Annotated in this window: 25 protein-coding genes; 1 reads left to right on the plus strand and 24 read right to left on the minus strand. The window is 60.9% G+C overall.

Annotated features, from left to right (window positions below; translation table 11 throughout):
- Window positions 1-7: 7 nt before the first annotated feature.
- The 23 genes from BGP17_RS07640 to BGP17_RS07750 form a co-directional block, all read right to left on the minus strand.
- Window positions 8-1,195 carry a UDP-N-acetylglucosamine 4,6-dehydratase gene (locus BGP17_RS07640; protein ID WP_286711554.1) on the minus strand — a complete coding sequence of 396 codons (1,188 nt, stop codon included), beginning with the start codon at window positions 1,193-1,195 and terminating at the stop codon, window positions 8-10.
- 18 nt (window positions 1,196-1,213) lie between these two features.
- Window positions 1,214-1,915: a sugar transferase gene (locus BGP17_RS07645; protein WP_286711555.1), complete on the minus strand. Its 702-nt coding sequence runs from the start codon at window positions 1,913-1,915 to the stop codon at window positions 1,214-1,216.
- On the minus strand, window positions 1,912-2,745 hold the full coding sequence (locus tag BGP17_RS07650) for an aldolase/citrate lyase family protein (RefSeq protein ID WP_286711556.1): 834 nt from the start codon (window positions 2,743-2,745) through the stop codon (window positions 1,912-1,914). Before BGP17_RS07650 ends, BGP17_RS07645 begins: the two co-directional genes overlap by 4 nt.
- Before the next feature lie 8 nt (window positions 2,746-2,753).
- Entirely contained in the window at window positions 2,754-4,004 is a 1,251-nt protein-coding gene (locus BGP17_RS07655; protein WP_286711557.1) for a type III PLP-dependent enzyme domain-containing protein, read from the minus strand.
- Between the two features lie 42 nt (window positions 4,005-4,046).
- Window positions 4,047-4,958 carry an aminotransferase class IV gene (locus BGP17_RS07660; protein ID WP_286711558.1) on the minus strand — a complete coding sequence of 304 codons (912 nt, stop codon included), beginning with the start codon at window positions 4,956-4,958 and terminating at the stop codon, window positions 4,047-4,049.
- A 121-nt stretch (window positions 4,959-5,079) separates the two neighbouring features.
- The gene (locus BGP17_RS07665; protein ID WP_286711559.1) at window positions 5,080-6,300 is read right to left on the minus strand and encodes a hypothetical protein; all 1,221 of its coding nucleotides are present in this window, start codon (window positions 6,298-6,300) and stop codon (window positions 5,080-5,082) included.
- The gene (locus BGP17_RS07670; protein WP_286711560.1) at window positions 6,287-6,976 is read right to left on the minus strand and encodes a phytanoyl-CoA dioxygenase family protein; all 690 of its coding nucleotides are present in this window, start codon (window positions 6,974-6,976) and stop codon (window positions 6,287-6,289) included. The genes BGP17_RS07665 and BGP17_RS07670 overlap by 14 nt, the downstream gene beginning before the upstream one ends.
- Window positions 6,963-8,231: a hypothetical protein gene (locus tag BGP17_RS07675; RefSeq protein ID WP_286711561.1), complete on the minus strand. Its 1,269-nt coding sequence runs from the start codon at window positions 8,229-8,231 to the stop codon at window positions 6,963-6,965. Before BGP17_RS07675 ends, BGP17_RS07670 begins: the two co-directional genes overlap by 14 nt.
- A 32-nt stretch (window positions 8,232-8,263) precedes the next feature.
- Window positions 8,264-9,808: a hypothetical protein gene (locus BGP17_RS07680; RefSeq protein WP_286711562.1), complete on the minus strand. Its 1,545-nt coding sequence runs from the start codon at window positions 9,806-9,808 to the stop codon at window positions 8,264-8,266.
- 33 nt (window positions 9,809-9,841) lie between these two features.
- Entirely contained in the window at window positions 9,842-11,080 is a 1,239-nt protein-coding gene (locus tag BGP17_RS07685) for an N-acetyl sugar amidotransferase (protein ID WP_286711563.1), read from the minus strand.
- Window positions 11,081-11,085: 5 nt separating this feature from the next.
- On the minus strand, window positions 11,086-11,856 hold the full coding sequence (locus BGP17_RS07690; protein WP_286711564.1) for a HisA/HisF-related TIM barrel protein: 771 nt from the start codon (window positions 11,854-11,856) through the stop codon (window positions 11,086-11,088).
- Window positions 11,853-12,464 carry an imidazole glycerol phosphate synthase subunit HisH gene (gene hisH / locus BGP17_RS07695; RefSeq protein ID WP_286711565.1) on the minus strand — a complete coding sequence of 204 codons (612 nt, stop codon included), beginning with the start codon at window positions 12,462-12,464 and terminating at the stop codon, window positions 11,853-11,855. Before hisH ends, BGP17_RS07690 begins: the two co-directional genes overlap by 4 nt.
- A complete protein-coding gene (locus BGP17_RS07700) occupies window positions 12,461-13,588 on the minus strand; it encodes an N-acetyl sugar amidotransferase (RefSeq protein ID WP_286711566.1) in 1,128 nt (375 codons plus the stop codon). The genes hisH and BGP17_RS07700 overlap by 4 nt, the downstream gene beginning before the upstream one ends.
- Before the next feature lie 151 nt (window positions 13,589-13,739).
- Entirely contained in the window at window positions 13,740-14,636 is an 897-nt protein-coding gene (locus BGP17_RS07705) for a hypothetical protein (protein WP_286711567.1), read from the minus strand.
- Window positions 14,633-15,172, minus strand: a complete 540-nt coding sequence (locus tag BGP17_RS07710) for a GNAT family N-acetyltransferase (RefSeq protein WP_286711568.1) — start codon at window positions 15,170-15,172, stop codon at window positions 14,633-14,635. Before BGP17_RS07710 ends, BGP17_RS07705 begins: the two co-directional genes overlap by 4 nt.
- Window positions 15,169-16,437, minus strand: coding sequence for a DegT/DnrJ/EryC1/StrS family aminotransferase (locus BGP17_RS07715; protein WP_286711569.1), 1,269 nt, complete (start codon window positions 16,435-16,437; stop codon window positions 15,169-15,171). Before BGP17_RS07715 ends, BGP17_RS07710 begins: the two co-directional genes overlap by 4 nt.
- Window positions 16,434-17,432 carry a Gfo/Idh/MocA family protein gene (locus BGP17_RS07720; protein ID WP_286711570.1) on the minus strand — a complete coding sequence of 333 codons (999 nt, stop codon included), beginning with the start codon at window positions 17,430-17,432 and terminating at the stop codon, window positions 16,434-16,436. The genes BGP17_RS07715 and BGP17_RS07720 overlap by 4 nt, the downstream gene beginning before the upstream one ends.
- A 9-nt stretch (window positions 17,433-17,441) precedes the next feature.
- Window positions 17,442-18,488 (minus strand): pseudaminic acid synthase, encoded by a 1,047-nt coding sequence (gene pseI, locus BGP17_RS07725; protein WP_286711571.1) that lies wholly within the window; start codon window positions 18,486-18,488, stop codon window positions 17,442-17,444.
- Entirely contained in the window at window positions 18,485-20,005 is a 1,521-nt protein-coding gene (pseG, locus tag BGP17_RS07730) for a UDP-2,4-diacetamido-2,4,6-trideoxy-beta-L-altropyranose hydrolase (protein WP_286711572.1), read from the minus strand. The genes pseI and pseG overlap by 4 nt, the downstream gene beginning before the upstream one ends.
- Before the next feature lie 5 nt (window positions 20,006-20,010).
- A complete protein-coding gene (gene pseF, locus BGP17_RS07735) occupies window positions 20,011-20,709 on the minus strand; it encodes a pseudaminic acid cytidylyltransferase (protein ID WP_286711573.1) in 699 nt (232 codons plus the stop codon).
- Window positions 20,706-21,863, minus strand: coding sequence for a UDP-4-amino-4,6-dideoxy-N-acetyl-beta-L-altrosamine transaminase (gene pseC, locus BGP17_RS07740; protein ID WP_286711574.1), 1,158 nt, complete (start codon window positions 21,861-21,863; stop codon window positions 20,706-20,708). Before pseC ends, pseF begins: the two co-directional genes overlap by 4 nt.
- 20 nt (window positions 21,864-21,883) lie before the next feature.
- Window positions 21,884-22,894, minus strand: coding sequence for a UDP-N-acetylglucosamine 4,6-dehydratase (inverting) (gene pseB / locus BGP17_RS07745; protein ID WP_286711575.1), 1,011 nt, complete (start codon window positions 22,892-22,894; stop codon window positions 21,884-21,886).
- On the minus strand, window positions 22,894-23,298 hold the full coding sequence (locus BGP17_RS07750; protein WP_286711576.1) for a MarR family EPS-associated transcriptional regulator: 405 nt from the start codon (window positions 23,296-23,298) through the stop codon (window positions 22,894-22,896). The genes pseB and BGP17_RS07750 overlap by 1 nt, the downstream gene beginning before the upstream one ends.
- A gap of 250 nt (window positions 23,299-23,548) precedes the next feature.
- Here BGP17_RS07750 and nusG point away from each other — a divergent pair, with 250 nt between their 5' ends.
- The gene (gene nusG, locus BGP17_RS07755; protein WP_286711577.1) at window positions 23,549-24,100 is read left to right on the plus strand and encodes a transcription termination/antitermination protein NusG; all 552 of its coding nucleotides are present in this window, start codon (window positions 23,549-23,551) and stop codon (window positions 24,098-24,100) included.
- Here the strand turns inward: nusG and BGP17_RS07760 are convergent.
- Entirely contained in the window at window positions 24,066-24,956 is an 891-nt protein-coding gene (locus BGP17_RS07760; protein ID WP_286711578.1) for an SGNH hydrolase domain-containing protein, read from the minus strand. The genes nusG and BGP17_RS07760 overlap by 35 nt on opposite strands.
- Window positions 24,957-25,065: the final 109 nt, after the last annotated feature.

The following is a 25,065-nucleotide window of genomic DNA, read 5'->3' on the forward strand; positions in this document are numbered from 1 at the left end:
CGGCCCCTTACATGCGCGATTCTAGATACTTGCCTTTGTCGAGATGCTCGAACTCAGGGATCATCGCCTCGAACAGCTCGACGACGCGCCGCTTGTCCCAAGTCACGGAAGTACGGATCGCGGCAATCTCCGCGAGGAACATATCGAGCTTGGCGGGGTCGTGCGCATCCGGGTTCACGATGACGCCGATGTTCGCGAACCGGTCGAAGTCAAGCGCCTCCTTGTCGGTGAAGAACTCCTCGAAGTCCTTCTCCCCCGTGGTATCGCTCTTGAAGAAATAGCAGGGCCACTGCTTGGCAGCGATCAACTCGGCTGCGCGGTGGCGCGCCTCGTCCTCGCTTTCGCACATATAGGGCTCAAAGCCATAGGAGCGGACGAAACGCACCGCGATGTCCGAGAAGGTGGTGAGCCGCAGCTCCTCGCTTTCCTTGGGGAAGAAAATGTCGCGGTTGCCGCCGAACAGGCACGACATCATGCACAACTCGCCCGATTCCTGCGGCGTGATGAAATAGCGGCGCACGTCGCTTGGCGCCGAGATCGGCTGCCGCTTGGCGAAGCGCTGGTTGAAGCCGTGGAGCAGCGATCCATCCGAGAAGGCGACATTGGCGAAACGGGCCATGGAGATGTTCATGGTCGCGCTCTCGCGCATCAGGAACATCTCCATGATGCGCTTGCTCGCACCCATCATGTTCACGGGGTTGGCCGCCTTGTCGGTCGATACGCAGAAATAACGTTTGGCGCCCTTATCGCGGGTCAGATGGATCGTCTTGATCGTGTTGAGGATGTTCACCTCGATGAGGCGGAGTAGCGTGAAGGGATCCTTCTCGCTACGGACGTGCTTTAGCGCTGAGAGGTTGAGGACATAGTCATACCCCTCGCCGCCAGCCATCAGCGCTTCGAACTCCCGGCCGCCGCAATCGATCGAGAAGGTCTCAAACGTGCCGGTGCCATATCCGATGGTGCTGCGGATGTCGCGCACCAGCTCGACCATGTTGTTCTCGCTGATGTCGACGACATGGAGGAGCTTAGGATCACGCTTGAAGATCTCGCGTGCCGTCGCCTGACCGATCGAGCCCGCCCCCCCAATGACAAGGAAACGGCTGCTCGAAACCAGATCGCGGATCTCCTCCTCGCGCCGCGCCACATCGCGCTCGAACAGGAACTCGGATCGCCCGAGCAGGCTGAGGATATCCATGGAATACTCCGGATAGAGTCAGAGCAGGCCCGCCAGCGTGGCGGGGGGTTGCGGGACACGCGCCAGCAAGCGGCGGTGAAAGCCGGCGCGGGGCAGCAGCACTACGCCCACGGTCGCCAGGATCAATTCGAAATAGAGAGCAGTCGATCGGTGCGCAACGAACCAGCATTCGATCTCGCCCTTGTACGGCATGATCACGTCATGATCGAAAGCGACTGGATCGGGCACCTTGGTAAAGATCGTCTCTTCGTCACGGAAAATCACCGAACCGGCACCCGACAGCCCGGGACGAACCGAGGCGACGCAAGCGCGCTGCTCGGGCAGAAAGGCATCGAAATAGTGCGGCGTCTGCGGACGGGGCCCGATCAGGCTGAGATCGCCGGTCAGGATATTGATAAGCTGGGGAAGCTCGTTGAGCTTGGTCTTGCGCAGGAAGCGGCCAACCGGGAGCACACGGGTATCATTGGGCAAGGTGAGCTCGCCAGAACCGATGCTTGCGGCGTTCTTCACCATCGTTGCGAACTTGAGCAGACCGAACGGTTTGCCGCCTCTTCCGATCCGGATCTGCCGATAGAAGACCGCCCCCTCTCCCGTGAAGCGTAGCAGCGGCACCACCGTCAAGAATATCGGCGAGGCGAGCACAAGCGCAAACACGGCGAAGCCGATATCGAGCGCACGCGTCGCCACATCACCGAAGCTGGGGGTAGCAAACGCGCTCATGCCCTGGCGCGACCTATCTCTTCGGCGACTTGGTAAATCTGTTCGCGAGTCCGTATCCGATTGGCTTCGAAGAAAGAAGCATCGGCCACGGCCAGCCGCGCCTCCGTCTCGCGGATGTCGCGCGCGCCCGTGACAAACAAGCGCTCGATCTCGGAAAGATCATCGATCTTGGCGGCGGCGATGAACGCTCGCGACAGGATCACGCCCGTGGAGCCAAGCCGATGATGCTCGGCAAGGATCGCCTCCGCGGGGGGGATCTTCTCGCCGATCCGCGCCATCCCGCCGATGCCGAACGGGATGCCGGTTGGACGGATCTTTGCCGCCAGCATATCCAGCGTCCCATCGCCAAGCAGCTCGAACATGAAACGCGTCTGCCGTTCGATATGGATATCGTTGAGGCCGATGTGGATGAAATCGATTCCCGGCACCGCCAGGATTTCTTCGATTGCATCGACCGCACCCATAGTCTCGACGAGCAGACAGGCCTTTGCGCGCCCGCCAACCATCGTGACGAACGCCTCCACCTCACCCGGCGTGGTGAAAAAGGGCAGCATGACGATATCGGCGCCCGCGTCGATCGCGCCGTCGATTTCCTCTCTCGACCATTCACCGAGCGGATTGACCCGGACGAGCAACTGCGCGGTAGTGATGGCGGCGCGCATCGCCACGACATCCTCGATCGAATGCGCGGAGATCACCGTGTCGCGCCCCGACTGGCGATCGGATTTTCCACGATATTCGAGGTCGACGAAGATCCAGTCGACACCTGCACGCTCGGCGATCCGGCCGATTTCGGGGTCTTTGGTCAGGAAGAGCAGGCGCGTGGTCATGGCAACACTCAGAAGTTGTAGGTTGCGAACAGGTCGTCAAACGTCTCGCGGCGCTTGATGACCTTCACCGCATCGCTCTCGGGCACATACTCCAGGATTGCGACATTGGGCAGGATGAAGGGCGGCTTCATCACCACCGAATAGGAGCCGACATCGTCGAACGCCACGAAGTCGCCCGGAGCGATCTCGCCTTGATAGCCGCGGTAGAGATAGTCACCTTCGATGCAGGTATACCCGCCGAAATCGACTGCCGCCAGTGCATCACGCGGCCCCGTGCGCTCTGGATCGGGGAATATCTCGATCGGCACGTTCTTGCGGTTGGGAGTAGGATTGATGTTGTAGGTGCTGCCGGCAAGCGTCGCGATCGGCTTGCCCCGCACGTCCTTCACGCTCACCACCTTGGCAACGAACTTCATGGCATCGGCCACAAGCGCCGTGCCCGGTTCGACGATCAGCAGAGGCGGATTGGGGGTGTCTCGAAGCGCGAAGAATTCGGCAAAGGGTTTCGCCGCGGCAATCGCATAATCCGCGAAGTCCGGGATCTGGACCGGGAACTGCGCCTTGAGGTCGTCGGGCATGTGCCCATACATGCCGCCCCCCAAGCTGACAAATTCGAGCGAATCCGCGGCCTGGTCGAGATAGCCGTCGAGAATCTCGATCATGCCCCGAGTTCGGTTCTGCCAGCACGCTAGGCTGCGGGTAGCGAAATGGCAGTGCAAGCCGATAAGCCGCAGATTGGATGCATCGGCGATCCATTCGCGCGCGACACGAAACTCGTCGCCGCCGGCATCGAAGCCGAAGCGGGATAGGACGCCGTCTTCGACGTCGAAATTCAGGCGCAGTCCGATACGGAGCTGCTGCTCAGGATGCGCCTTCGCAACCTGCAGGATCAGCTTCAATTCCTCGAGCGAGTCCGCGTTGACCACGCCCCCGCTCGTAAGGACGCCCTCGATATGCTCGATTTCCTTGAACGGGCCGTTGAAGAACACCTTGGGCGGATCGATGCCCGCACGTGCGGCGACCTCAACTTCCATGCTCGACACGACCTCGGCGAAACCGCCGAGCCGGTCGACGATCTGGCAGAAGCGCGGAATATAGTTGGTCTTGTAGGAGTAGGCGATCGTCGTCTTCGGATAATAGGCCCGGAAGGCGACGGTTAGCCTGGTGAAATTCTCCTCGAACCGCTCAGGGTCGAGCATGTAGAAGGCAGACCCGTGCTCGACGGCGATCCTATCCAATAGGCTGCGGGTGAGTTTCATGCAGTTCGGACTCTCAAAGACGATAACAACGGGCCCAACGGTTCAATAGATCGGAGTGCGCCATTCAGGGAAACGCGGATCTATACCCGAGGCAATGGCATGATATTCCTCGAGTAGCCCGACCGTGATCACGCCGGGCTCGCCATTGCCCAGGATGAACCGATCGACCGAAGTAATCGGCGTGATTTCGGCGGCGCTACCGCAGAGGAAGAGCTCATCTGCAAGATAAAGTTCGGTTCGATCGACCGAGCGCTCTTCAACCACAAGGCCGCTTGCGCGCGCCATCTCGATGATCGTAGCCCGCGTGATGCTCTCGAGCACCGACGACGTCAGGCTCGGCGTGATCAACGTGCCACCGCGCACCATGAACAAGCAGGCACCCGCCCCCTCGGAGACCTTCCGGTCGCGTCCGAGGAAGATCGGCAGGTCATAACCATCTCTCTGCGCTTGGAGATGGGCATAACGGCCGTTGATATAATTGGCACCAACCTTGATCCTGGGCGGCATGACATTGTCGCTGATCCGCTCCCAGGACGAAACGCAGGCTGCCTTGCCTTGCAGGCCCGCGATCGACGTGCGTTCACGCGCGATCGGCGCGATAAACATCGAGACGGGTTCGCTGCTGTTCCAGGTTCCCTCCCCGTCGCCGAACACAGTCATCCGGATCGCGGTGTCGCAGCGAAAGTCGTTCGCCTTGATCGTATCGCGAAAGAAGCGGGTGATCTCGGCAGGCTGGTGTGGCGGCTCGATCCGGATCAGGCGGCATGAATCCATGAGGCGCCGCAGATGCTCATCGAGGCGAAAGGCATAGAGTTGGCTCTCCGACATGTTCCAATAGGCACGGATACCTTCGAACACATTGAGCCCGAACTGCGCCATCGGCGAAAGGACAGGCACCATGGCCTTGCTCTGGCGCAGGATCTCACTGCGGCACCAGATCAGATTGTCTTCCACCTTAACTCCTCCTTGCACCGCTTCCGCCAGGGCACCTGCTCGATCCGCCTCGCGATCCGCGCTGGTAGCGTCTCGCGACACGAATGACGAGACCCTAGCGGAGCGCTTTGCCGCGCGATTCTCACGAAATCGGTATGCGCTCGTGCTTGATTCGCGCGAACAGGACCAGTCGCAGCAAGAGGCTCGCCGCGGCGGGCGGCAATAGCCAGACATAGTGGAGTTTGGCCAAATACAGCGTTGCGAAAATCAGTCCGATCGCAGCAAAGAAGATGATCTCGACACGCAGGATCGCCTTGAGCTGATTGTTCCAATAGGCAATCTCGCGGACGATCAGGCTGGTGCCGATCGTCACCTGGATCAGCGCTACGAATACAATGGCAACGATCGGCACGTGCGGCGCGCCACGATATAGCAGGATGTTAACTGCAGTGAGCGTCAGTCCGACCGCAAGCGAACCGGCAATGACGAACTGATAGGCGCGCGAACGGATCGCGGCAAAGAAACTAATCCGGCCCTCAAGGAACTCGCGGCGGTGCTGACTGAAGTAGAAGTAGTCGATCGCAGTCTGCACGATCGACAGTGACGCGACGATCAGGCTGAAAATCGCGAGGTCCGTCTTCGACGCCGCCAGCACAATGAGGCGATCGAGATAGCCGCTGAACATCGTCGCCAGCGAAAGCACCCAGATGATGCCGCTATTCAGGATCAGCCGGATCGCGGCGCGGACATGACCACCGACCAGCCAGGGTCGCGCGAAGGTGCGCCGCAGAAACCCGAACGGGATGCTGCGACCGAAAGCGACGAGGTTGCCAGCGAGCATCGCCAACGCGAAGCATGCAGCCGCCTCCACCGAAGGACGCGCAAGCACCACCAGCCCGATCAACACCATCTGTGCACCGATCCGGACGATCATCAGCCGCCCCCAATGGGCGCGCGCGCGCTGGAAAAGCATGTAGCGCAGCGTTTCGTCCGCTAGCCGCTCGGTGGCGACGAAGCCGGCAGCAGCAAGCGCCAGCCACGCGCTGCGCTCAACGAACACGAAATAGCCAATGCAGACGCAGCAGCCCGTCAGGCCGACCAGCAATTGGGCGAAGATGTAGCGCCCATAGGCACGCGCCGCCGAACCCGGCGCGTCCCCGAAGTGCCGCGCATAGTAGATGCGGTGCGAATCAACGCCGGCGACTGCATTGAGCATCGCCGCAACGAGGATCACCGAGGCCAGAATCGTCGCGACGGCATTGCCGAAGAAATGATTGCAGATCAGCAGATAGGCGGGCCGCGATCCCAACGACGCGGCCCGTCCGGCAAGATAGGAGAGCTCGCCCAGCCTAGAAGTGGTCATAATAGCTTGTAAGCGCGTACCTGTTGGCCTCGAGGCAGGGCCGGGCACGATGGATCGCCGAAGTATCGACTATCGCCACGGTTCCAGCAGGGCAGATGAAGGGCTTCTCGCCGCCCGAGGCCCTGGCGATACGATCGACCCAGATATCGTCGAGCTTCTGGTACTTGCGGGTATTTCCCCGGAAATCGGAGAGCTTGAGAAGATGGCCGTCGATGACGTGCAGCGCCTTGAAGCCACCGCGATGCGTGCCGGGAATGACTTCCAGCGGACCACTGCGTTCGGTGACTTCGGTCAGGAAGGCGAATACCTTTACCTGGGTGCGCAACGAATCGAGATGCCAGCGCCCTTTGATCAGCTCCAAAGTCTGTTCAACGGGCAGGTTTCGAATCGCCAGTGTATCGCGGCTGATAATCTCCTTGCCGTAAATCCGGCTGAGCAACTCGTCGGCAAAGCCCCGAAACCCGGCAATCGCAGCGTCCTTCTCGTGCGCCATCCACACGCGCTTTTCGCTACCACCATAGTTGACCTCGCTCCGCGCCGTATCGAAATCGTCGATGAAACGCCGAACCGGAGCGCAGAAACCGTCGTCGAGATAGGCAGGGAGCAGTGAAAAACCCTTTTCATCCACTTCGGAATGAATGCGAGCCAAGTCAAGCGAAGGATCAACTACGGGCATTGGGAAAGGCCTTCCTGAAACGGGATCGAATGAAAAGAGCGAGACCCATATAACCAACGAACGAGATGAACCCATTGTCGAAGATCAAGAAGTAATCTATAGGTGAAGCGAACAAGGAATAGAAAAAATATAGAGCCAAGCATGATCCTATCCAGGTGGGTGCGCCAAGAAACGCAGCACCCAGATAGTTGAACATCGTCCGCATGAAATACGTATAGCCCGCCAGTGCGATGAGCGAGAACGGCATCGGAAACGCGATGACGAACCCGCCAATCAATCCCGGGCTGGTGCCCTCCCGCTCGTTGATCGGATTCAAGGTGATTAACTCGTAGTTCACGCGCATCAGCGACCCTTCGTATGGACGCTGAAAACCCATGGCACCGCCGGTCAGCAGGTCGAGGCGGAAAAGGAAGTTCCCGATTGGCGCCCAGAGATTGGCGCCAACCTCGCTCCAACTGGTGGTCGTGTAGTCCGCCAGCGCGACGCGAAGCGAAATCCATGCCGTCGAGAAACGCTCGAGCAAATAGCCCGCATAATCGCGGAATCCGAGATCTCCCCAGTAGCTGGCGACTCCAGCGGCATCGGATCCGGTCTTGATCTGCTCTCCGATCACGAACGCGATGACCAGGCTCGCCAGTGCGGCTCCGACCATCGGGATCACCCCCAGCTTCGCCCCGACGCCCACGCCGGGGGACGAGTAATCCTTGAAAATCAACACGCGAAACTGCGCAGGGAAAATTGCGTAGAGGAGGGCAACCGCCACCACCAGCGCAGGTCCAATACCGCTCGCCGTCAGCGCCAACCCCGCCGAGAGAAGCAGAACAATAATGCGTCGCTGCAATCGTTTTTCCGGAAGATCCCGAACGTAGAACACCTCAAAGAAAAGTAGAATCTCGAAGATCGACGGCGATATCACGTACACAATCGACGACATGCTCAAATTCTCGGACAAGCCGGTTGCGCTATATCGCCAACGCGACAATCCCTCGACGAATCCGATCGCCGTCACACCAATGAGCCCGAGCAGGGGGCCGACCTCCAAAAGAAAATGTGGAGGATTTATGGGAGGAATACGAAATCGCCACTTTGGTGACCGGTCGAATGACAGCAATATGATTACGGCAAAGAGCAGAAGGCCGTAGAGGAGTTCCGGCAGATTGAGCGCTGGGCTTCGATAGATTCCCGATTCGAAATCGAGCAGGAACAGCCCGCATGCCGGCAAGAAATATGCCGAGAGCAGATAGAGAAGCAGCATCCGCGTCCCGAACGAATTGCTCTGTTTTTCCATCAGTGCTGAGGCCCTTCCATTGCCGCCTCACCCATGCCCGCGGCTTCGGGCATTTGATCAGACTGCCGGGCATCGCGCCCGTACAACCGCGCAATACGGCGTGAAATTTCTTCGTTCCCGACGGGATCGCGTTCGACCATATGCGAGAGCGACGTCTCCAACGCCTCAAGCGTAGTCACATTCGCGGATACATAGTCGCCGCCAGCGAGCAACTCGGCAGAGTAGAGCCCATCGCGCTCGGCCACGGCGATGAAGGTTGGAGTTCCCAAATAGCGAGCGTCCCAGATGCTGCTCGACAGCAGGGAGACGCAGAGATCATATCCCAGCCAAGTATATATGGACTGGTCAAGGAGCGTATCGACGGCAAGCTTGCCAGGAAATTCAGCGGCGAGGCCAGATTTCGCATGCGCCGGATGGATCGAGTAACCGATCTCGATCTCGACGTCATGCGCCCCGGCGAAGCGCCGGATCGCCTCGACCAATGCCCATTCGATCTTGAAGAGATGCGTTTCGAAATAAGGTGTAGGTTCGCTGGCACCGCCGTTGATCGCGACGCGATACTTTCTGCCGACCGCCGGCGAGACCTGTCCGCGGACTGCTTCCTCGCTTGTCCGCGTAGTGAAGTCGCGCAGCTTCGTGTTGATCGCAAAATCGAGCGGCTCGTTCAGGCTTGTCCAGTTGACCATCACCGCAGGCACCGTCGGCGCGAAACGCATGCGGCCGGCCGCGCCGTTCCGTTCGGCGAATGCTGCCATAGCGGCGTAATAGTCCAGCAGTTCGCGCGTGGGCACCCCATGCATGACCTCAACAGTGTCACCCGCGCCCTCTCGCATGACAGAGCGCCAACGCACGAGTTCGACCACAAAGGAATTGCTGGTCAGGAGAATGCATTCGCCGATCCGCCCCTTTTCAAAAAGGGCATCCACAAGCGCGGCCATCAGGCACCAGCGCAGATTGCCACGGTTGAGCCCCCCGCCCGTTCGACGAAACAACCTTGCCACGTGCCGCAACACCGTCAACGGAGCCAGAAATGGCAGGGCCGCGATGCCCAGATAGCCGATCCTTGCGAGTTCCCGCGTCGTTGGAGCGTCTTCGACGAAGAGGTTGGGCGTGAAGATCAGGCGCCGCTGCGCCGCGGCGATGCGGTCGGCGAACCAGTCATAGTCCTCCGAAGCGGAAATCGGCGCCAGGCTTTCGTGAAGCCTGGCGCCGCCACCCGACAAATCGAGCCGGCGCGTATCGGCGACAATCAGGACGTTGCGCTTCCCCGGCTCAATGCCGCCCAAAAGGCGCGCAAGGCTCCGCCCCTGCAACAGGAGCTGACACAGGATGCGCGAGACAGTGATCTTGCCCGCCCCCGCGAGCCAGCCCTGGCCCTCTTCCGGAGCTGCGGGCTGGGAGGCGATATCAACGCCAAACTCGTCGGCCACGCGCCGCGAGAACGCATCGACCATGGTCTGGTTCTTGTCACGCGTCTTGCGGAATTCGTCGAGCCAGAAATCGACGAACGCGACAGCGCTGCAGCGCCGGACACCTTCAGGCATGGCGAGCAACCGCCCTCATAGGTCCGCCCCAGCTCACAACGGATAGCCCTTCCCAATGGTGATATAGGACCCGACGCCCGTGTAGTCGAGCTCGCTGTCCGCCAGGAAATCGAGGCGCCTCTCGACCGCGGCAGCATCCATCTCGGGCGCCTCGGGCGTAGCGCAGCGCATCCAACGGCCCGGCTTCACCTCGGCCCATACGCGTGCGTTCCGGTGCTCACCAGCGATGTAGCGGAGCCCGCTTTCGTCGATACCCAGCCATTCCAAGAATTTGCCCAGATGCTGAAGCGGCGCCTCTTCATGTGCGCGAACCAGCGCAAGGCCCTCGTCCCGGGTCAGTCGGCCGTGCCGGATCTCACGACACGCGTGATCCGTAACTTTCGAATAACCGTGCTTCACCATCTTAAGATGGTCATGCAGATCCATATAGTTGAAGCAATCGACATAGTCGTAGGTGTCGAAAGTACGCGCGAAACGCGCGCCCTTATAACCGTGCGTCGCGACCATCTTTTCATGCTGGACCTTGGGGTCCCAACGGACATAATTACCCAAATAGATACCACGCACGCCGACGCTGCTTAGCTCCATATCGTCGGGATAGCGATATTGCCAGACATGCTCTTCCTTGAGCGTGTCGAAGGTCGAGAGCAGATCGTCGGCTTCATGCCCCATCAGGTCATGGTCCTTCCGGTATCGCCGCGTCATCTCGACTTCATGCTCGTGGCTGAACATCCCAACCTGCTCGAGGCCCTGGTGCGCGCCCCAGATGATGAGGGGGACCTGATAACGCACCGCGGTCTGCACCGGAAATACGGTCTGCCCGGCCAGGCAAGGCCAGTATATGCTACCGAACTGACGGAGCGTGGTCCTGGTAATCCGCCTCACCGACTGCGGATTGACGTTCTGGATGAGAATATCGCAGTCGAACTTGATCCGGAGATTGGCAAGGTTGCGGATGCCGAGCGGAGTGTTGAAATATTTGTTGTAGGTAACGAGGAGCGGATTGAGGCCCAGCCGCTCCTTCACGATGTGGACAATCCAGTGCGAATCGTGCGCCCCGCTGACAGGCACGATGCAATCATAGGTCGTGCCGCTTTTCGCCCTATAGGGGGCAACGATATCGAGCAGCTTGAGCCAGCGCGCGTTGAAATCAAGCCGATCCTTCTCTTCGTGGATTCGGCAACCCGAACAGATGCCCTCCTCGTCGAGGGTAAGCCCCAGCGCATGATAGGTGGTGTAGAGACAGCGTTTGCAGGCTTGCATGTTGATCATGACCCTCAGGCGTGAAGCGTCTGCTGATAGGCGGCGGGACGCAGCGGCACGCCTAGGAGCTCGGCCTTGAAGGCCTGGATCGCATGTTCCCGGTAGGACAAGAAATTGCCGACCGCGACTGCGACGACGTGCGGCATCTTAAGCGCCTGAACGAGCTGCGGCGCACTCGACAGTCCACCGAAAGCGATCACCGGCACCCCCTTGGGCAAGGCGTCGAGCAGCGCGTGATCGAAGCCGCCTGGCTGCCCTTCATGCTTCCAGTCGATGACCAGAGCCTCGGAAAGCACGCCTGCTTCGAGCAATTCGAGCAACTCTTCGCTCATCGGTTCGCTCGTGCGGGTTCGATAGTCAAACCACCGAACTGCACCGTGTTCGATGGAGAGAGGAAGCGAGCCGATCATCGCCTGGTTGCCCAATTGCTCCCCGGCCTTGATCACTTCGCTCGCGTTGTCGCGGATCAATGCATCGACCACGACGCGGTCGGCGGCGGCGGCCACTATGGCCACGGCATCCGCGGCGCTGCGTACTCCCCCGGCATAGATCAACGGCGTCGATAGCCCGCGCTTACCGATCTGCTCAAGCAGCGCCATGTCGGGGCCCCGCCCCTGACGCGTGGCATCGATCACTTGAAGCAGAATTTCGTCCGCTCCCCAACGATCGAGGTTTTCGACGAGTATCTCGGGCCGACCCAGCGGCAGGTAACGGCCATAGCCGAAAGACTGGACCGCCCAGCCGTCCCTGACGGTCACGACACCGATGAGGCGCTTCTGGATCATGCGCAAAGCCCTTCGACGACGTTCTTCAACATCATATGGCCCGCCCCTTGGCTCTTCTCCGGATGAAACTGGAGGCCAACCAAGTTGCCTCGGCGCACGCCGACCGGGAAGGCGCTGTCGAGCCGCGCAAGGCAAGCCTGGTATTCCGGCGCGGCCTGGAAGACATAACTGTGGTTGAAGTACATCGACTTGCCGTCGGAGGGACGGAATATTGGGTCATTTCCGACGACTTCGATCGAGTTCCAGCCAATGTGCCAGCGTGCTTGGTCGAAAGGCACGACTTGTCCCGGAATCAGCCCGAGGCCCGCGGTAAGCCCGTGCTCGAGCGACACGTCGGCGAGCAGCTGCATTCCCAGACACAGGCCAATGAACGGCTTTCCGGAACTCGACTGGCCACGAAGATATTCAACCAAGTCGTGGCGGTGAAGTGCTTCCATCGCGGCGCCGAAAGCTCCGACACCCGGCAGCACGAGCAGGTCAGTATCATCGAGCACCGCCGGTTCGGCGCTCACCCTGCATCGATAGCCGAGGCCATGCAGCGCGCGCCAAACCGATGCGTGATTGCCCACGCCATAATCGACGATACCGATCGTCTTGCGCGGGATCACAGCCCCACCCCGACTTGGTACTTGCGCTCGATCCGGCCATTGGGGCGAATGTTGAAGAGTTCGCGATTCACGGAAGCATGAACCTGCCGCCAGAAATCATCCACACGAATCCCGATATACTCGGAAAATGCGGCGATATAATCAGGGGAGCAACTGTCGTCATATTCCGTTACTAGTTCAATACCCGCATCTCTACTCAAATTTCCATGACGAATTTCTTCATTACAATAATCAGTAACGCGGCCGAAGCCGAACTTATAGTATTTTATCATCTGGTTGAGCGTCACCCAATCCTCATCGAGTGAGGTAACACCGCGAAGGTCACCGGTATTCTCTACCATATCCTCGCGAGTTCTTAGGCCATTCGCCGTGGAATAGAGCCCGTTGTTTGTGAGCGACCAGTCACCGAGGAACCAGCCCAAGTAGACGATCTGGAGTCCGTGCCGTTCGAAATCCTCGGGACTGGGATATTGATAGGGAATCATCGTCTTGAGCTCAGCGCTCTCGAGCATCCAATCAAGGCCGCCGCCCGAAAGCGTGTTCATGTACCGCAGGTTATTGCCGTCATAGCCGGTGCGGCCCAGCGTTTTTAGATCCCCGAGCTGAAGGCCCGGATTCTCACCCCAGAGGATCAAGGGAATGTTGTAGCGGATTGCCAGCTGGGGAACGGAGCTGAACAGGGCGAGCTCCGTCGAGCGCGCCCAGTTGGTGAAGCGATCGAACGAGGCGCGCATCAACTTGCGCCAAGTCTGCGGAGCGGGAGCGGCCACGACGACATCGAAGCCGTGCTCGATCAGCGTCGACAAATTATCGACGCCGCGCTCAGTCACTTGCTCGGGAGGATAGCTGAGGCACGCAAGCAACGGCCGCAGGCCCAGCTTGTCGCGCACCCACAGCGCCTGACGCATGGAATCCTTGCCGCCGGACACGCCGATGATACAGTCGAAATATTGACTAGGCCTGCGCGGGAAGGTCGCAAGTAGGTCTTCGAGGATTTCGTAGCGCTCCTGCCAATCGACGTCCTGCAGGCGCTCGAAATAATCACACGCAGGGCAGATGCCCTCCGGCGTGAACTTGGTGTTCGGTCGTGTATCCGGCTGGAGGCAGCGAGTACAATATTTCATCGAACGTCAGTCGCCCAAAGGATCGGCGGCGCAAAACCGCTCGGGTCCGAGATTGCAGAAAACTCCGCGCGGCGGCGGGCGCGGCCGGAACGATGGTCTAGCCTCGATTCAAGGCAGGCCGCATATAAAGCGAGGCGTCTGGAAATCCAGTTCAAAGCGGTTCCGTTCCAGAGGCGCCTATCACGTCGCGGAGCTTAAGAAGCCCCGTATGCGGTAGACGATTCGGGGGTGCCCAAGGCGGGAGAGCGCAAATCGCCGGACGCCCGGAGGCTAGTGCGATCACCAATGCGTAGGATTGCAGCCCCGCCACCCAAAGCGCACTCCGGAGCGCCTCGCCCATGTCTCGCGAATGATCCAGACGGCTACCCGGGTGCGCGGCAATCCATGCATCATATTTGCCCGGCGGATCCGAAGGATGCGGGCGAATACGCATCGCCACCCCCGCATTGATCCCTGCCACATCACGATGGGCCCATAGAAAATCGAGCGTCTGGAACTCACCGGCGTTCCCCCGCCCCCAATCGTCACGCGCGGGTTCAGCTACGAACAACAGGTCCCCTTGCACTGCCGGCGGACCGGCGGCGGCGACTTGCTCGGCAAGATACCAATTGGGCTTCAACACGATCGGAACGCCGTCCAGCCGACGCCGGGCTTCGGCGAGCGCGTACTCGTCGGTCACCCAGATCTCGTCCGGAAGCACTTCCTCGCCGTCGCGCACGAAGCGTTCGCGATAGTTTACCCAATGATCCACCACCGCGGCCGTTCGCAGGCCAAGCGCACGCGCCTGCTTGCGAGCGGCATGTTCGAGGTCGCTTGCCCAGCCCGTGCCGGTAACGACGAAATCGACATCCCTAAGCACAGCGTCGAGCATCATTTCCGCCGGCGCAGTCCCGAAACGCTGCACCCAGAGCCGCGCGGCAACCCCTTCAACCAGCACCCGATAAGTGCCGCCTTCCCCCCCGATCCAGGAGAAGATATGGTTGGCCGCACCCGCATCATGGGCGACGATCGCGATGCGCCCGGCATCGGCGAACGCGCCGAAAATCATGCCTGCCGTCCCTCATCGGCGAAACGTCCGTAATACACGACGTCGTGCGGCTCGCCTTCGACCAGTTCCTGGCGATGGCGCACGCCCTCCAGCACCATCCCCGATCGCTCCATCAATCGGATCATGCCGATATTGCAATCGAGCGTCCCAGCAGTGACCTTGCGGATGTTGGGTCGGCCAAGCAGCCATTCCACCATCAGGTTCCAAGCCTCCTGCCCATAACCGCCATTCCAGAAGCCGCGATCACCGATCATGATCCCGATATCGGCGGTGCCATGGGGTACGGAGCAATAGATCGACATGGTACCGATCGCTCGCCCGTCCAGCGTCTTTATCGACAGGAAGCTATTGGAGCTGCCGGTGAACGAGGCGAGATAGGCGCGGCAACTGTCGATAGTATGCATGCGGAATCGCTGATTGGAGAAACGCACGACCTGCGGATCGTTGAGCCATCTCACATAGGCATCGGTAAGATCCGCAACGACGAAATCATCGATACGGACCTTGCTCCCGGCGAGATGGACCTCGGCACTCACCCCCTGAGGGCCTCCAGATTGCTCCACACCTTGCGGAAGGCCGCAACGATCAATTCGATATCCTCGGCATGATATTCACAAGCGCACAGATTGATGCCGACGAATGTCTTGTCGTGCAGTTCCTCGGCGACCGGGCAGGTGCCCTGGCCGTAAACGATCTCACGCTGTGCGAGTGTCCAGGGGAAACCCCGCGTGCCATAGGCGATCTTCTGGGTGAAAATCGGCAGCAGGTGCAGATTCTGATAGCCGCCGAAGATCGCAGGTACGCCTTCGGCCCTAAGCGCATCGATTACCTTCTGCCGGGTAATGCCTAGCGCATCGACGTCCAACTCCATGCCGTAGACATAGTAGACATGGGTGCCATCGGGTTCCACCAGTGGCAAGGTCAACCCCTTCAGGCCGGACAGCCCCGCGTCGAGCTGCCTGGCGGCGCGCTGGCGGCTCCTCACCCGGCTCTCCAGCTTGTCGAGCTGGACGGAGGCGATTGCAGCCTCGATCTCGCCCATGCGGAAATTATAGCCGATCATATTGGCAAGATCCGCCGGGGCATCGCTCTTGATCACCGACTCGGCATGGTTGCGGATCAGTTGAAGCCGCTCGGCCATGCGATCGTCATCGGTCACAAGCACCCCCCCTTCGCCGCAATGGATGTGCTTGTGATAGTTCAAGCTGAAGCCGCCAATGTCCGCGAGCGTACCGGTGAAACGATTACCCGTCGTCGAGCCAGGCGCCTGCGCCGTATCGGTCAGCAATTTGCAACCGTGCTTGTCGGCAATCCGCCTTAGCGCGGTCATGTCCGCCGATTGACCGAAAATGTCCGCTGCCATGATCGCCCTGGTGTTCGGCCCGATCAGTTTCTCGACGCTGGCGGGATCGAGGTTGAAGGTTCGGCGGTCGATATCGGCGAAAATGGGAATTGCGTTCCAGTGCAGAATCGCCATCGCCGTGGCAGACATCGTCCACGGGGTGGTGATGATTTCATCGCCCGGCTCTATGCCGATGGCACCGACCGCGGCGATCAGACCGGAGGTCCAGCTATTCACGGTGATCGCGTGCCTGACCCCGAAATAGTCTGCGGCCTTCTTCTCGAAGGCGCGGACCTCGGGGCCGCCGAGGAAGAATTCCCCAGGCGCACCGATAAAGGCCGAAAGCACGCCGGTTCGCACGACCTTGGCCGCAGCCTCGACCTCTTCTTCTCCCATCGAACGAAAAGGCTCGAGTAGCCGGGGAATCGCGGGCATTCCGCCGTTGATGGCGAGAGTCATTGCTTTGTCCTTTGCGGATTGCCGGCGCCGTCGATTGCGGCATCGCGGATGGTTTCACACAGAATCTGGGCGGCAAGCGCATTGCCCGCGTGGCTGGCCAGCGTACGGCCGTCGTCTATGGCCTCAGCGAGATTCGCCACTGCAGCCAGCATCGACGCGTCATACTCCCCCTCGCGTCTCACGGCCGGCTCAAGGGCACGATAGCCGGCGAAGACACCACTCGCAGCCGCTTCTCGCACGGACCAGGCGCGCCCACCGTCGAGCATGGTCACCGTCCCCCGCTCGGTCACTAGCGTAAGTTCGAACACCGCATAATCGCGCGCGTCCCCGAGCGAGAGCAGTATCGGCACCCCTTCTCGACTTGCAAGCATCGCCGGCACGCTGGGATCGTCGTTCCAGAAATCATAGACGGGCGCCCCGCTCGCGATCAGGTCAACCTCCCCAAGCAGCAATCGGAGCAGGTCGATCATGTGGCCGCCATTATGTACGACGCCCTTGGTGTATATTCCCGAGGCCGAGCGCACCCTGCCCCAATCGCCGCTACGGAGTTCCCTTGCCAGGCGCACCACCGCGGGATCCCAGCGGCGAGTATAGTTCACGGCAAGCAACACCCCCTGGGCGCTGCAGAGTTCCGCAAGCGCGCGAGTCTCCGCCGACGTCTTGGCGACTGGCTTCTCGCAGAAGATCACCTTGGGCCGCAATGTCAGCGCCTGCTCCATATGCGCACGGTGCAACTCCGTGGGTGAGCAAATGCTGATCACGGCGAAGCGCCCTGGCTGCGCGAGCGCCGCAAGATCGGCTCCCCCTTCGGAGACATTCCAGCGGGCTTGGAACGCTGAACGACGCTCGGCATCCGGATCGACGCACGCCGTGACCGTGAAGGCCGGACACCGCGCGAACGCTCCGGCATGCGTGAAAGGCAGGGCATCCGGTGCGCGATCCGCATCGAATCCGCCCGCGATCAACCCGCACCCAATGATCAGAACTTCATGCACCCGCGTCGCTCAGGCAATAATATCCCAATCGACCGGCGTGCCGGCAGTCAGCGCGCGCTTGACGCGCTTGCCAAGCATCTGATCGTAGAATTTCGGAGGCAATCCGAAGCCAGGCCGGATAATGCGCAGCGTCTCGGACGTCAGTGTCTCCCCCGCGACCATATCCTTCGAAATGTAGAGCGAGCGTCGGAACGCACGCGACTTCTCCTCAGCCTTGGTGCCCCCATAAGTAACCTGGCCGAGAGATTGCCATGCGCGCTCGGTCTCCTCACGCAATGCCGCGAACTCGTGGGGCTCGAGTGAGAAGGTCGAATCGACTCCCCCATCGGCACGGCGCAGGGTGAAGTGCTTCTCTACCAGCACGCCGCCGAGCGCCACTGCGGCAACCGCGACGCCGCAGCCCATAGTATGGTCGGACAGCCCCACATCGACACCGAACGCTTCGCGCATGTTCGGGATCGTTGAGATATTGGTGTTCTCCGGAGTGGCCGGATACGTACTGGTACACTTCAGGAGGATAATCTGGTCGTTGCCCGCTTCCTTCGCGGTGCGCACTGCCTCATCGATCTCGGCGACCGAGCCCATGCCGGTCGAAATGATCATCGGTTTGCCCGTACGCGCGACCTTGCGGATCAACGGGAGGTCGGTCATCTCGAATGACGCGATCTTGAAGGCGGGAACGCCGAGGTCATCGAGAAAGTCCACGGCCGTCTCGTCGAAGGGGCTGGAAAAGCAATGCATTCCGTGACTCGTGGCCCGATCGATTATCGGCTTGTGCCACTCCCACGGCGTATGCGCCTCGTCGTAGAGTTCCCAAAGTTGACGACCGGCCCACAGGCTGTTCTGGTCCTCGATCACGAAACCCGGCGCGCGCAGGTTCAGCGTCATCGTATCCGCAGTATAGGTCTGAAGCTTCACCGCATCCGCGCCCGCCGCCGCCGCGGCATCGACGATCTCGAGCGCACGTTCGAGCGACTGGTTGTGATTGCCTGACATCTCCGCAATCAGATAGGGACGTGCATTTGCCCCGACTTCTCGATCCCCGATTTTCATCATCCTGCTCGCTTTGCCTGCACGCGGCCCTTGGCCGGTTTGATCCAACGGGTGACGTCGATGCGCGCATATTCCGCCGATTCGAACATCCGGGCGGACCCCCCATTCCCTTCGGCCACCTCGGCCAGAATGTCGAGATCATCGTCAACCACGGCTTCAGCTGCCCGAAGCATATTGCTCCCCAGCCCCAGGCCGTGAAGCATCGGATCCAGGTAGAGCGACACCTCGGCCCGCGATGTATCGAGACGGTCAAATCGGATCACACCGATGGGCAGCGTACCGACCATGCCGATCATTAGCTTCTTGCCGGGGTCGTCCAACACTCGATCCAGCCAGGCGAGGTGATTACTCCAGGTGATCTCGCCGACATTACGTGAGACCAAACGCGTTGCCGGGTGATTGCGCCAGCGATACATGCGCTCCGCATCGTCGCGAACTGCGGCCCTCACCGTGACCCCTTCCGCCAGCATTCGCAATGCGACGCGGCGCGCGCCATGACCATCGACTAGAGCCCGTGCGCGCTCGGACATCACGCTTCGGCGCGTCGCGTCATCCAATAGCGCGCGGATCGCGGCGGCCACGGCGTCCACATCGCGCGTCCCAAGCGGCTCCGGCGAGACGACTATGTTCTCGGCGACCAGTGCCGGAACCACAGCCAACTGATTCTCGGCCAACACAAGCAACACCGTGGGCGCGCCTATGCAGCAGCGCTCCCAAGTGGCGCCGCCGCCGGCACCTACCTGAAGGCTGTGCCGCGCGAAGAATCCCGTCAGATCGGGAAGATCGGTGCGCACCGAGGTCCCGGGACGTGCCGCCGCAACTGTCTGTAGCGCAGTCAGGTTCGGATTGACCGAAGTCGACACGATTTCGACGGGCCCTTTGAAACCGGCACGATCGATCGCGTTCAGAACAACGGCTGACGCATTGTCGCTGTCGACACCGCCCAGGAACACGCCGATACTGGCCGGCGGATCTTGCGACGCATAGCGCTCTGCCTGCGCGAATGCGGGGCCGAGCAATGCGTATCGCGGCCCACCGAGCAATATGCTCTCACGTGCCGCGCGGCCCTCATATTTGACGCGGTGATCAGGCGCGAAATTGTGATCCACGATCAGATCCGCGGAAAGCATCCGATCGGCAAGATCGTCGATCACTGCGATACGGCTGCCCAGTTCCGCGCGAATCGCGTTGTGCCAGACAGCGTCAAAGGCGTAATGGTCGAGGACCACCCAGTCGGGCCTCTCGGCACGCAGAACCTCCGCAGTATCCATCACATCGCGCTCGATGCTGACCTCGGCCCAAGCGGCATGCGGTACTGCGGAGGGCGGAACCGGTTCGTTCCGCGCCGGCAGCTGCAGCACGGGGAAGCCTGCCTGGCCGATGATCGATCCAGCGTCCGCGCCGAGATCGCGCGTGACGAACCGCACCTCCGCCCCCAACTCGCGTAGCGCATGGGCCAGAGCGAGGCTCCGCCGGACATGGCCCGTGCCGATTGCCCGAGAGGCATCGGTCCGGATCACTACCTTCACTCCTCGGCGACCCCGGCCAAGGCGCGATAGAGAATCTCGGCGCGCTCCCAGTCCGCCGTCGTGTCGATGTCGACTACGCGCCATTCGGGGAGCATGATTGCACGGCCATTGGCATGGATGCTGAGCCCGGCCAGCCATGTTTCCGTGCGCCCCCAATAGAATTGGCCGGCATCGAAATAGGCGGGCTCGAGATCCTGGGTCCGCGTGTTGACATATTGCGGGCTGAACGGCTCGATCACGCCGTTCCCGTCGCGCTTCAACGCGCGCTGGATAGGAGACGGGAAACCCGTGACGGGGAACGTATATCCAGCGCCGCCCTGCGCTTCGAGCAACTCGAACGCGGCCGCTATATCCGCGGCTCGGATGAACGGCACGCCCGGATAGATGCAGCAAGCGTGCGTCAAGCCCCAGCCGAGATCGTTGCATAGCGTGATCGCGTGCTGGATCACCGGCACCGTGGGCGTATGGTCATCCGCAAGTTCCGCCGGGCGGCGAAAGGGCAGCTCAGCGCCGTAATGCTCAGCGATCTCCGCAATCTGCTCGTCATCCGTGGTTACGATGACTCGATCGAACTGCTGCGAGGCAAACGCCGCCTGGATCGCATGGCCAATCATCGGCTTGCCGGCAAAAGGCTTGATATTCTTGCGGGGGATTCGTTTGCTTCCGCCGCGTGCGGGGATGATCGCGGCCTTCATCCCAGCAACCCGCCCAATGTGTCGACGACAAACTGCTGCTGCTCGTGGGTCATTGCGGGGAAGAGCGGAATAGATATGGCCCGGTCATAGTAGCGCTCAGCATTGATGAAGTCACCGCGCCTGAAGCCGAATCGGCGATACTGCGGCTGCGTGTGGATCGGAATATAATGAACGTTCACGCCGATTCCCGCCGCACGCATCCCGGAGAAAACATCGGCGCGCGTGGCCGTGACCTGATCGGAGAGCTCGATCACATATAGGTGCCAAGCGGACTCCCTATCCTGCGCGCGCGCGGGAAGCTTCAGCGGCATACCGGCGAAGAGCTGATCGTAACGGTCGGCAAGTTCAACCCGGCGGCGGCGCCACTCATCGAGGCGCGATAACTGGGACAAGCCGAGTGCAGACTGCATGTCGGTCAGACGGTAATTATAGCCAAGGGCAACCTGCTCATAATACCAGTCGCCTTCAGATGCGCCTTCCATCTGCTCCGTGTCGCGCGTCATGCCGTGCGATCGCAGCAGCCGGATCTTGCGCGCGAGGACGTCGTCGTTGGTGGTAATCAGCCCACCCTCCGCCGTGGTGACGATCTTGACCGCGTGGAAGCTGAACACCGTCGCATCGGCCCAGGCGCTCCCTATGGGTTCGCCGAGATAGGAGGCGCCGGTGGCATGGCTGGCATCCTCAAGGATCTTGAAGCCATACTGGTCGGCGAGTTCGCGCATCTCCTTGAGATCGACCGCAAAGCCCGCGAAATCGACGGGTACTACCACCGTCGGCAGGCGCCCCGACTTGTCCGCCGCCGCAAGCTTCTCCGCCAGCGCCGCCACCGACATGTTGCGCGTGAATGGGTCTATGTCGACAAAATCGACATCTGCGCCACAATATAGCGCGCAATTGGCCGAAGCCAGGAAGCTGTTCGGGCTGGTCCAGACGAGGGAACCCGCACCGACGCCGAGCGCGAGACACCCGATGTGCAATGCCGCCGTAGCATTCGACACCGCAATGGCGTGTTTCACCTTGTGTCGCTCGCCGAAAGCGGCCTCGAAAGCGGGGCCCGTGGGCCCTTGTGTGAGGAAATCCGATCGCAGCACTGCCTCGACCGCGGCGATATCTTCGTCGCTGATGTTCTGGCAGCTATATGGAATAATCGACACTGGCGCCTCCCGCAGCTGGGTCAGTCGATCGTCTTGCCGACAACATGTTCGTCGATCAGCTCGCGGATTTGTTCGACCGAGAGGAAATCGGGATTGGTGCCGCTGCTATACGCAAAGCCCGGCTCCACCGGCTTACCGCCGCGGCGCTGGCAATATTCCTCGATGGAGTAGTTCGCCGACACCGGCAGGATCGCGTAATAGTCACCGAGGTCCACGGTGTTGAAGCTGTCCGAGGAAGTGATCATCTCCTCGTGGATCTTCTCGCCCGGACGGATGCCGATCATTTCCTGACGAGCATCGGGAGCGATCGCGGTCGCCACGTCGCCGATACGATAGGACGGAATCTTCGGCACCAGCAACTCGCCGCCCTCCGCATGCTCGATCGACCACAGCACCATATCCACACCCTCCTGGAGCGAGATGTTGAAGCGGGTCATGCGTGGATCGGTGATCGGCAAGACGCCATCGTCCTTGCGCGCAAGGAAGAACGGAATCACCGAGCCGCGACTACCCATCACGTTGCCATAGCGGACCACGCTGAAGCGGATGCCGCGCGCGCCCTGGATATTGTTCGCCGCGATGAAGAGCTTGTCCGAACAGAGCTTGGTCGCGCCGTAGAGGTTGATTGGAGCAGCCGCCTTGTCGGTCGACAGGGCGACGAGCCGCTCGACCTGCGAATCAAGGCAGGCCTCGATAAGATTCTGCGCGCCGAGGACGTTGGTCTTGATGCACTCGAACGGGTTATATTCCGCCGCCGGCACTTGCTTGAGCGCCGCCGCGTGGACGACGATGTCTATTCCCTCCAGCGCCCGGCGCAGGCGCGGTTCGTCGCGAACATCGCCGATGAAGTAGCGAAGCGCCGGATACTTCTGCTCAGAAAATGTCTGCGCCATCTCAAACTGCTTGAGCTCGTCGCGCGAATAGATGACCAGCCGACGTACATCCGGATAGCGCTCAAGCACCGTCTTGACGAACGCCTTACCGAACGAGCCGGTGCCGCCAGTGATCAGGATGGATTTTCCGTTGAGCATTAATCTTCCCGATTGGCCTGGTGCGAGCGCCCGCCCCCTGAAGGGCGCCGGACCGAGTGAGGTGGATTATTAAGGGAGCCCGTTAGCGCCTCGATCTCTGCGCGCAATGCCTCATATTCGGCGAGCTTGCGCTGCAGGAACCGGCTGGTGAGTGAAACTTTCTCGGATATCCCTTTGGGCGTGAGCACGTACATGTAGCGCAGCTTATTGCTCGAACTACGGAAATTTCCGAGCTTTACGTGCCCCATCTCGATGAGCGCGCCCAGACAGTAGTTCACGCTGCCAAGGCTGACGCCAAGCGCGTGAGCAATGTCGCGCTGGCTGTACTCAGGATGCTCTTCTAGCAGACGGAGTACGCGGAAGCGCACGTCCTCACGATTGTGATCCTGGCGGGCGCCAGCCATGGTGGATTCCGCTCGCTTCGAATGGCTACCGCACTGGCATCGGAATCACGTCCGGCCAGTGCCTGCGCAAACGAATGGAATTCAGGAGCGTTCACGCATGAACGCCATTAGCCCGGCGCCTGCGGGCCATCAAGGAAAATCTGCTGTTACGGCGCCCGGTTTTCGCATGGAAACGCTATCGTATGCGCAGCCGCGGGTTTGACCGCCCGCCCGCCCCGCACTAGATCGTTCATCTTTGAACGGAGCCAACATGACCGATACCAGCGAAGCACCAAAGGACAAGTGCTGGTATCTCGCGCAGGCCAAGCCGAACGCATTGGCCATCGCCGAGTTGAATCTCCGGCGCCAGGATTTCGAGACATTTATTCCGCGGCAAGTACGTACGCGCCGCATGCGAAACGGCTTTGCCAAGGAACTGCGTCCGCTCTTCCCAGGCTATCTATTCGTGCTCGCTCATTCAACGGCCGCGGCGTGGCGAAGCATCAACGGCACGCTTGGCATTGCCCGACTCGTCCAGTTCGGCGACGCGCGCCCATCGCCGATTCCCGATGCGCTGATCACCAGCCTGAGGGAATCGTGCGACGCCGATGGCAGATTCGAGCCGGAATCGCCGCAGCCCGGCGAGAGGGTGCGACTGCTCACTGGTCCCTTTGCGGACTTCATCGGAACCGTCGAAAAGGTCGCACCGGGCCAACGCATCTGGGTATTGCTCGACCTGCTCGGGCGCGCGACCCGTATCTCCGCGCCAGTATCCAGCACTTCATCGCTCACCCCGCACGACGCGCGCGCCGCGCGAGGATAGCCCTATCCGTAAGCCGACGGGTGCGAGCGGAAGTCAACGCCCCCGCGCGGGCGGAGCGGCGCTGACGACCTTGCCTCGCGCCGCATCGATCGCCACGCCGAACAGGTCCTGAAAAAAGGGGCATCGCGTAGACCGACAGATGATTGTCATCCGCGTAGACGGGCTCCCCGTCGACGAGGAAGCCACAATGCCGCGCATCACAGAACTTGGTCGACGGCAATATCGCAATGCTGCCACCCGGCTGGTTACGAGTCCAAGCCTCGGCGTCGCCGAACTGGCTGTCGAACTCGGCGCGGGTCTGCTCGAGGGGCGAAAGGCTGCGCGCACCGAATGCGATCTCGCGACTCACTACGCTCGCCACGTCATAACCGGGACGCGGAATCGGACCCACGAGGATCACTTGCTTCCCGGCTTTCTCGAAACGATCGATCGTCGCCTGCAGGCTCGCTCGGATCTGCTCCCAGCTCAGTTGACCAACGGCATTACCCGTCGGGTCGACCATGTTGTCCTTCATCTTCGCCCACGCAAAGGCAATCACAACCACCTTGGTCCGCTTGAGCGCCAGCACCGCATCGATATTCGCGCGAGTCATCGCCAGGCACTCGCCGGAAATATTGTACTCGACGATCGGCGCGCAGCCGCTTGCCGGAACGAGCAGGCGGTGCATCCCGCGCTTGACTAGCGCCCGCTCGATCGCCGGCGCGTACATCTGCGCATGCGAATTGCCGATCAAGGCCAAGTCCGCGTCCTCCACATTGCGGGTCGGAAGATTCAGCGGGCAGCCATAGAAGGGGCCAAACAATATATAGTTGGAGACCGGGCACCGATAATGCGTTCCGACAACCCGATTGAACACCGCGCTACGCGGATCGAAGCGCTGTGGCAGCTGACGTGCTCCCCAAAACTCCTCCAGTCATAACTGGAGTCCGGGGTTATCATCGTGCCCTTGTGGGCAGGGTTGCACA

The sequence above is a fragment of the Sphingomonas sp. 67-41 genome (assembly GCF_001899725.1).
Lineage (GTDB): Bacteria > Pseudomonadota > Alphaproteobacteria > Sphingomonadales > Sphingomonadaceae > Sphingomonas > Sphingomonas leidyi.

Bases quoted from the DNA above. Each gene is read 5' to 3' on its own strand.
- BGP17_RS07715 (WP_286711569.1), bottom strand. From the start codon at position 16,437: ATGACTCTCGCCATCAACGGCGGAATGCCCGCGATTCCCCGGCTACTC.
- pseI (WP_286711571.1), bottom strand. From the start codon at position 18,488: ATGATGAAAATCGGGGATCGAGAAGTCGGGGCAAATGCACGTCCCTAT.
- BGP17_RS07700 (WP_286711566.1), bottom strand. From the start codon at position 13,588: ATGAAATATTGTACTCGCTGCCTCCAGCCGGATACACGACCGAACACC.
- pseB (WP_286711575.1), bottom strand. From the start codon at position 22,894: ATGCTCAACGGAAAATCCATCCTGATCACTGGCGGCACCGGCTCGTTC.
- BGP17_RS07665 (WP_286711559.1), bottom strand. From the start codon at position 6,300: ATGACCACTTCTAGGCTGGGCGAGCTCTCCTATCTTGCCGGACGGGCC.
- BGP17_RS07690 (WP_286711564.1), bottom strand. From the start codon at position 11,856: ATGATCCAGAAGCGCCTCATCGGTGTCGTGACCGTCAGGGACGGCTGG.
- BGP17_RS07705 (WP_286711567.1), bottom strand. From the start codon at position 14,636: ATGATTTTCGGCGCGTTCGCCGATGCCGGGCGCATCGCGATCGTCGCC.
- nusG (WP_286711577.1), top strand. From the start codon at position 23,549: ATGACCGATACCAGCGAAGCACCAAAGGACAAGTGCTGGTATCTCGCG.
- BGP17_RS07685 (WP_286711563.1), bottom strand. From the start codon at position 11,080: ATGATCAACATGCAAGCCTGCAAACGCTGTCTCTACACCACCTATCAT.
- BGP17_RS07675 (WP_286711561.1), bottom strand. From the start codon at position 8,231: ATGCTGCTTCTCTATCTGCTCTCGGCATATTTCTTGCCGGCATGCGGG.
- BGP17_RS07680 (WP_286711562.1), bottom strand. From the start codon at position 9,808: ATGCCTGAAGGTGTCCGGCGCTGCAGCGCTGTCGCGTTCGTCGATTTC.
- BGP17_RS07655 (WP_286711557.1), bottom strand. From the start codon at position 4,004: ATGAAACTCACCCGCAGCCTATTGGATAGGATCGCCGTCGAGCACGGG.
- BGP17_RS07670 (WP_286711560.1), bottom strand. From the start codon at position 6,976: ATGCCCGTAGTTGATCCTTCGCTTGACTTGGCTCGCATTCATTCCGAA.
- pseF (WP_286711573.1), bottom strand. From the start codon at position 20,709: ATGAAGGCCGCGATCATCCCCGCACGCGGCGGAAGCAAACGAATCCCC.
- BGP17_RS07650 (WP_286711556.1), bottom strand. From the start codon at position 2,745: ATGACCACGCGCCTGCTCTTCCTGACCAAAGACCCCGAAATCGGCCGG.
- BGP17_RS07750 (WP_286711576.1), bottom strand. From the start codon at position 23,298: ATGGCTGGCGCCCGCCAGGATCACAATCGTGAGGACGTGCGCTTCCGC.
- BGP17_RS07640 (WP_286711554.1), bottom strand. From the start codon at position 1,195: ATGGATATCCTCAGCCTGCTCGGGCGATCCGAGTTCCTGTTCGAGCGC.
- BGP17_RS07645 (WP_286711555.1), bottom strand. From the start codon at position 1,915: ATGAGCGCGTTTGCTACCCCCAGCTTCGGTGATGTGGCGACGCGTGCG.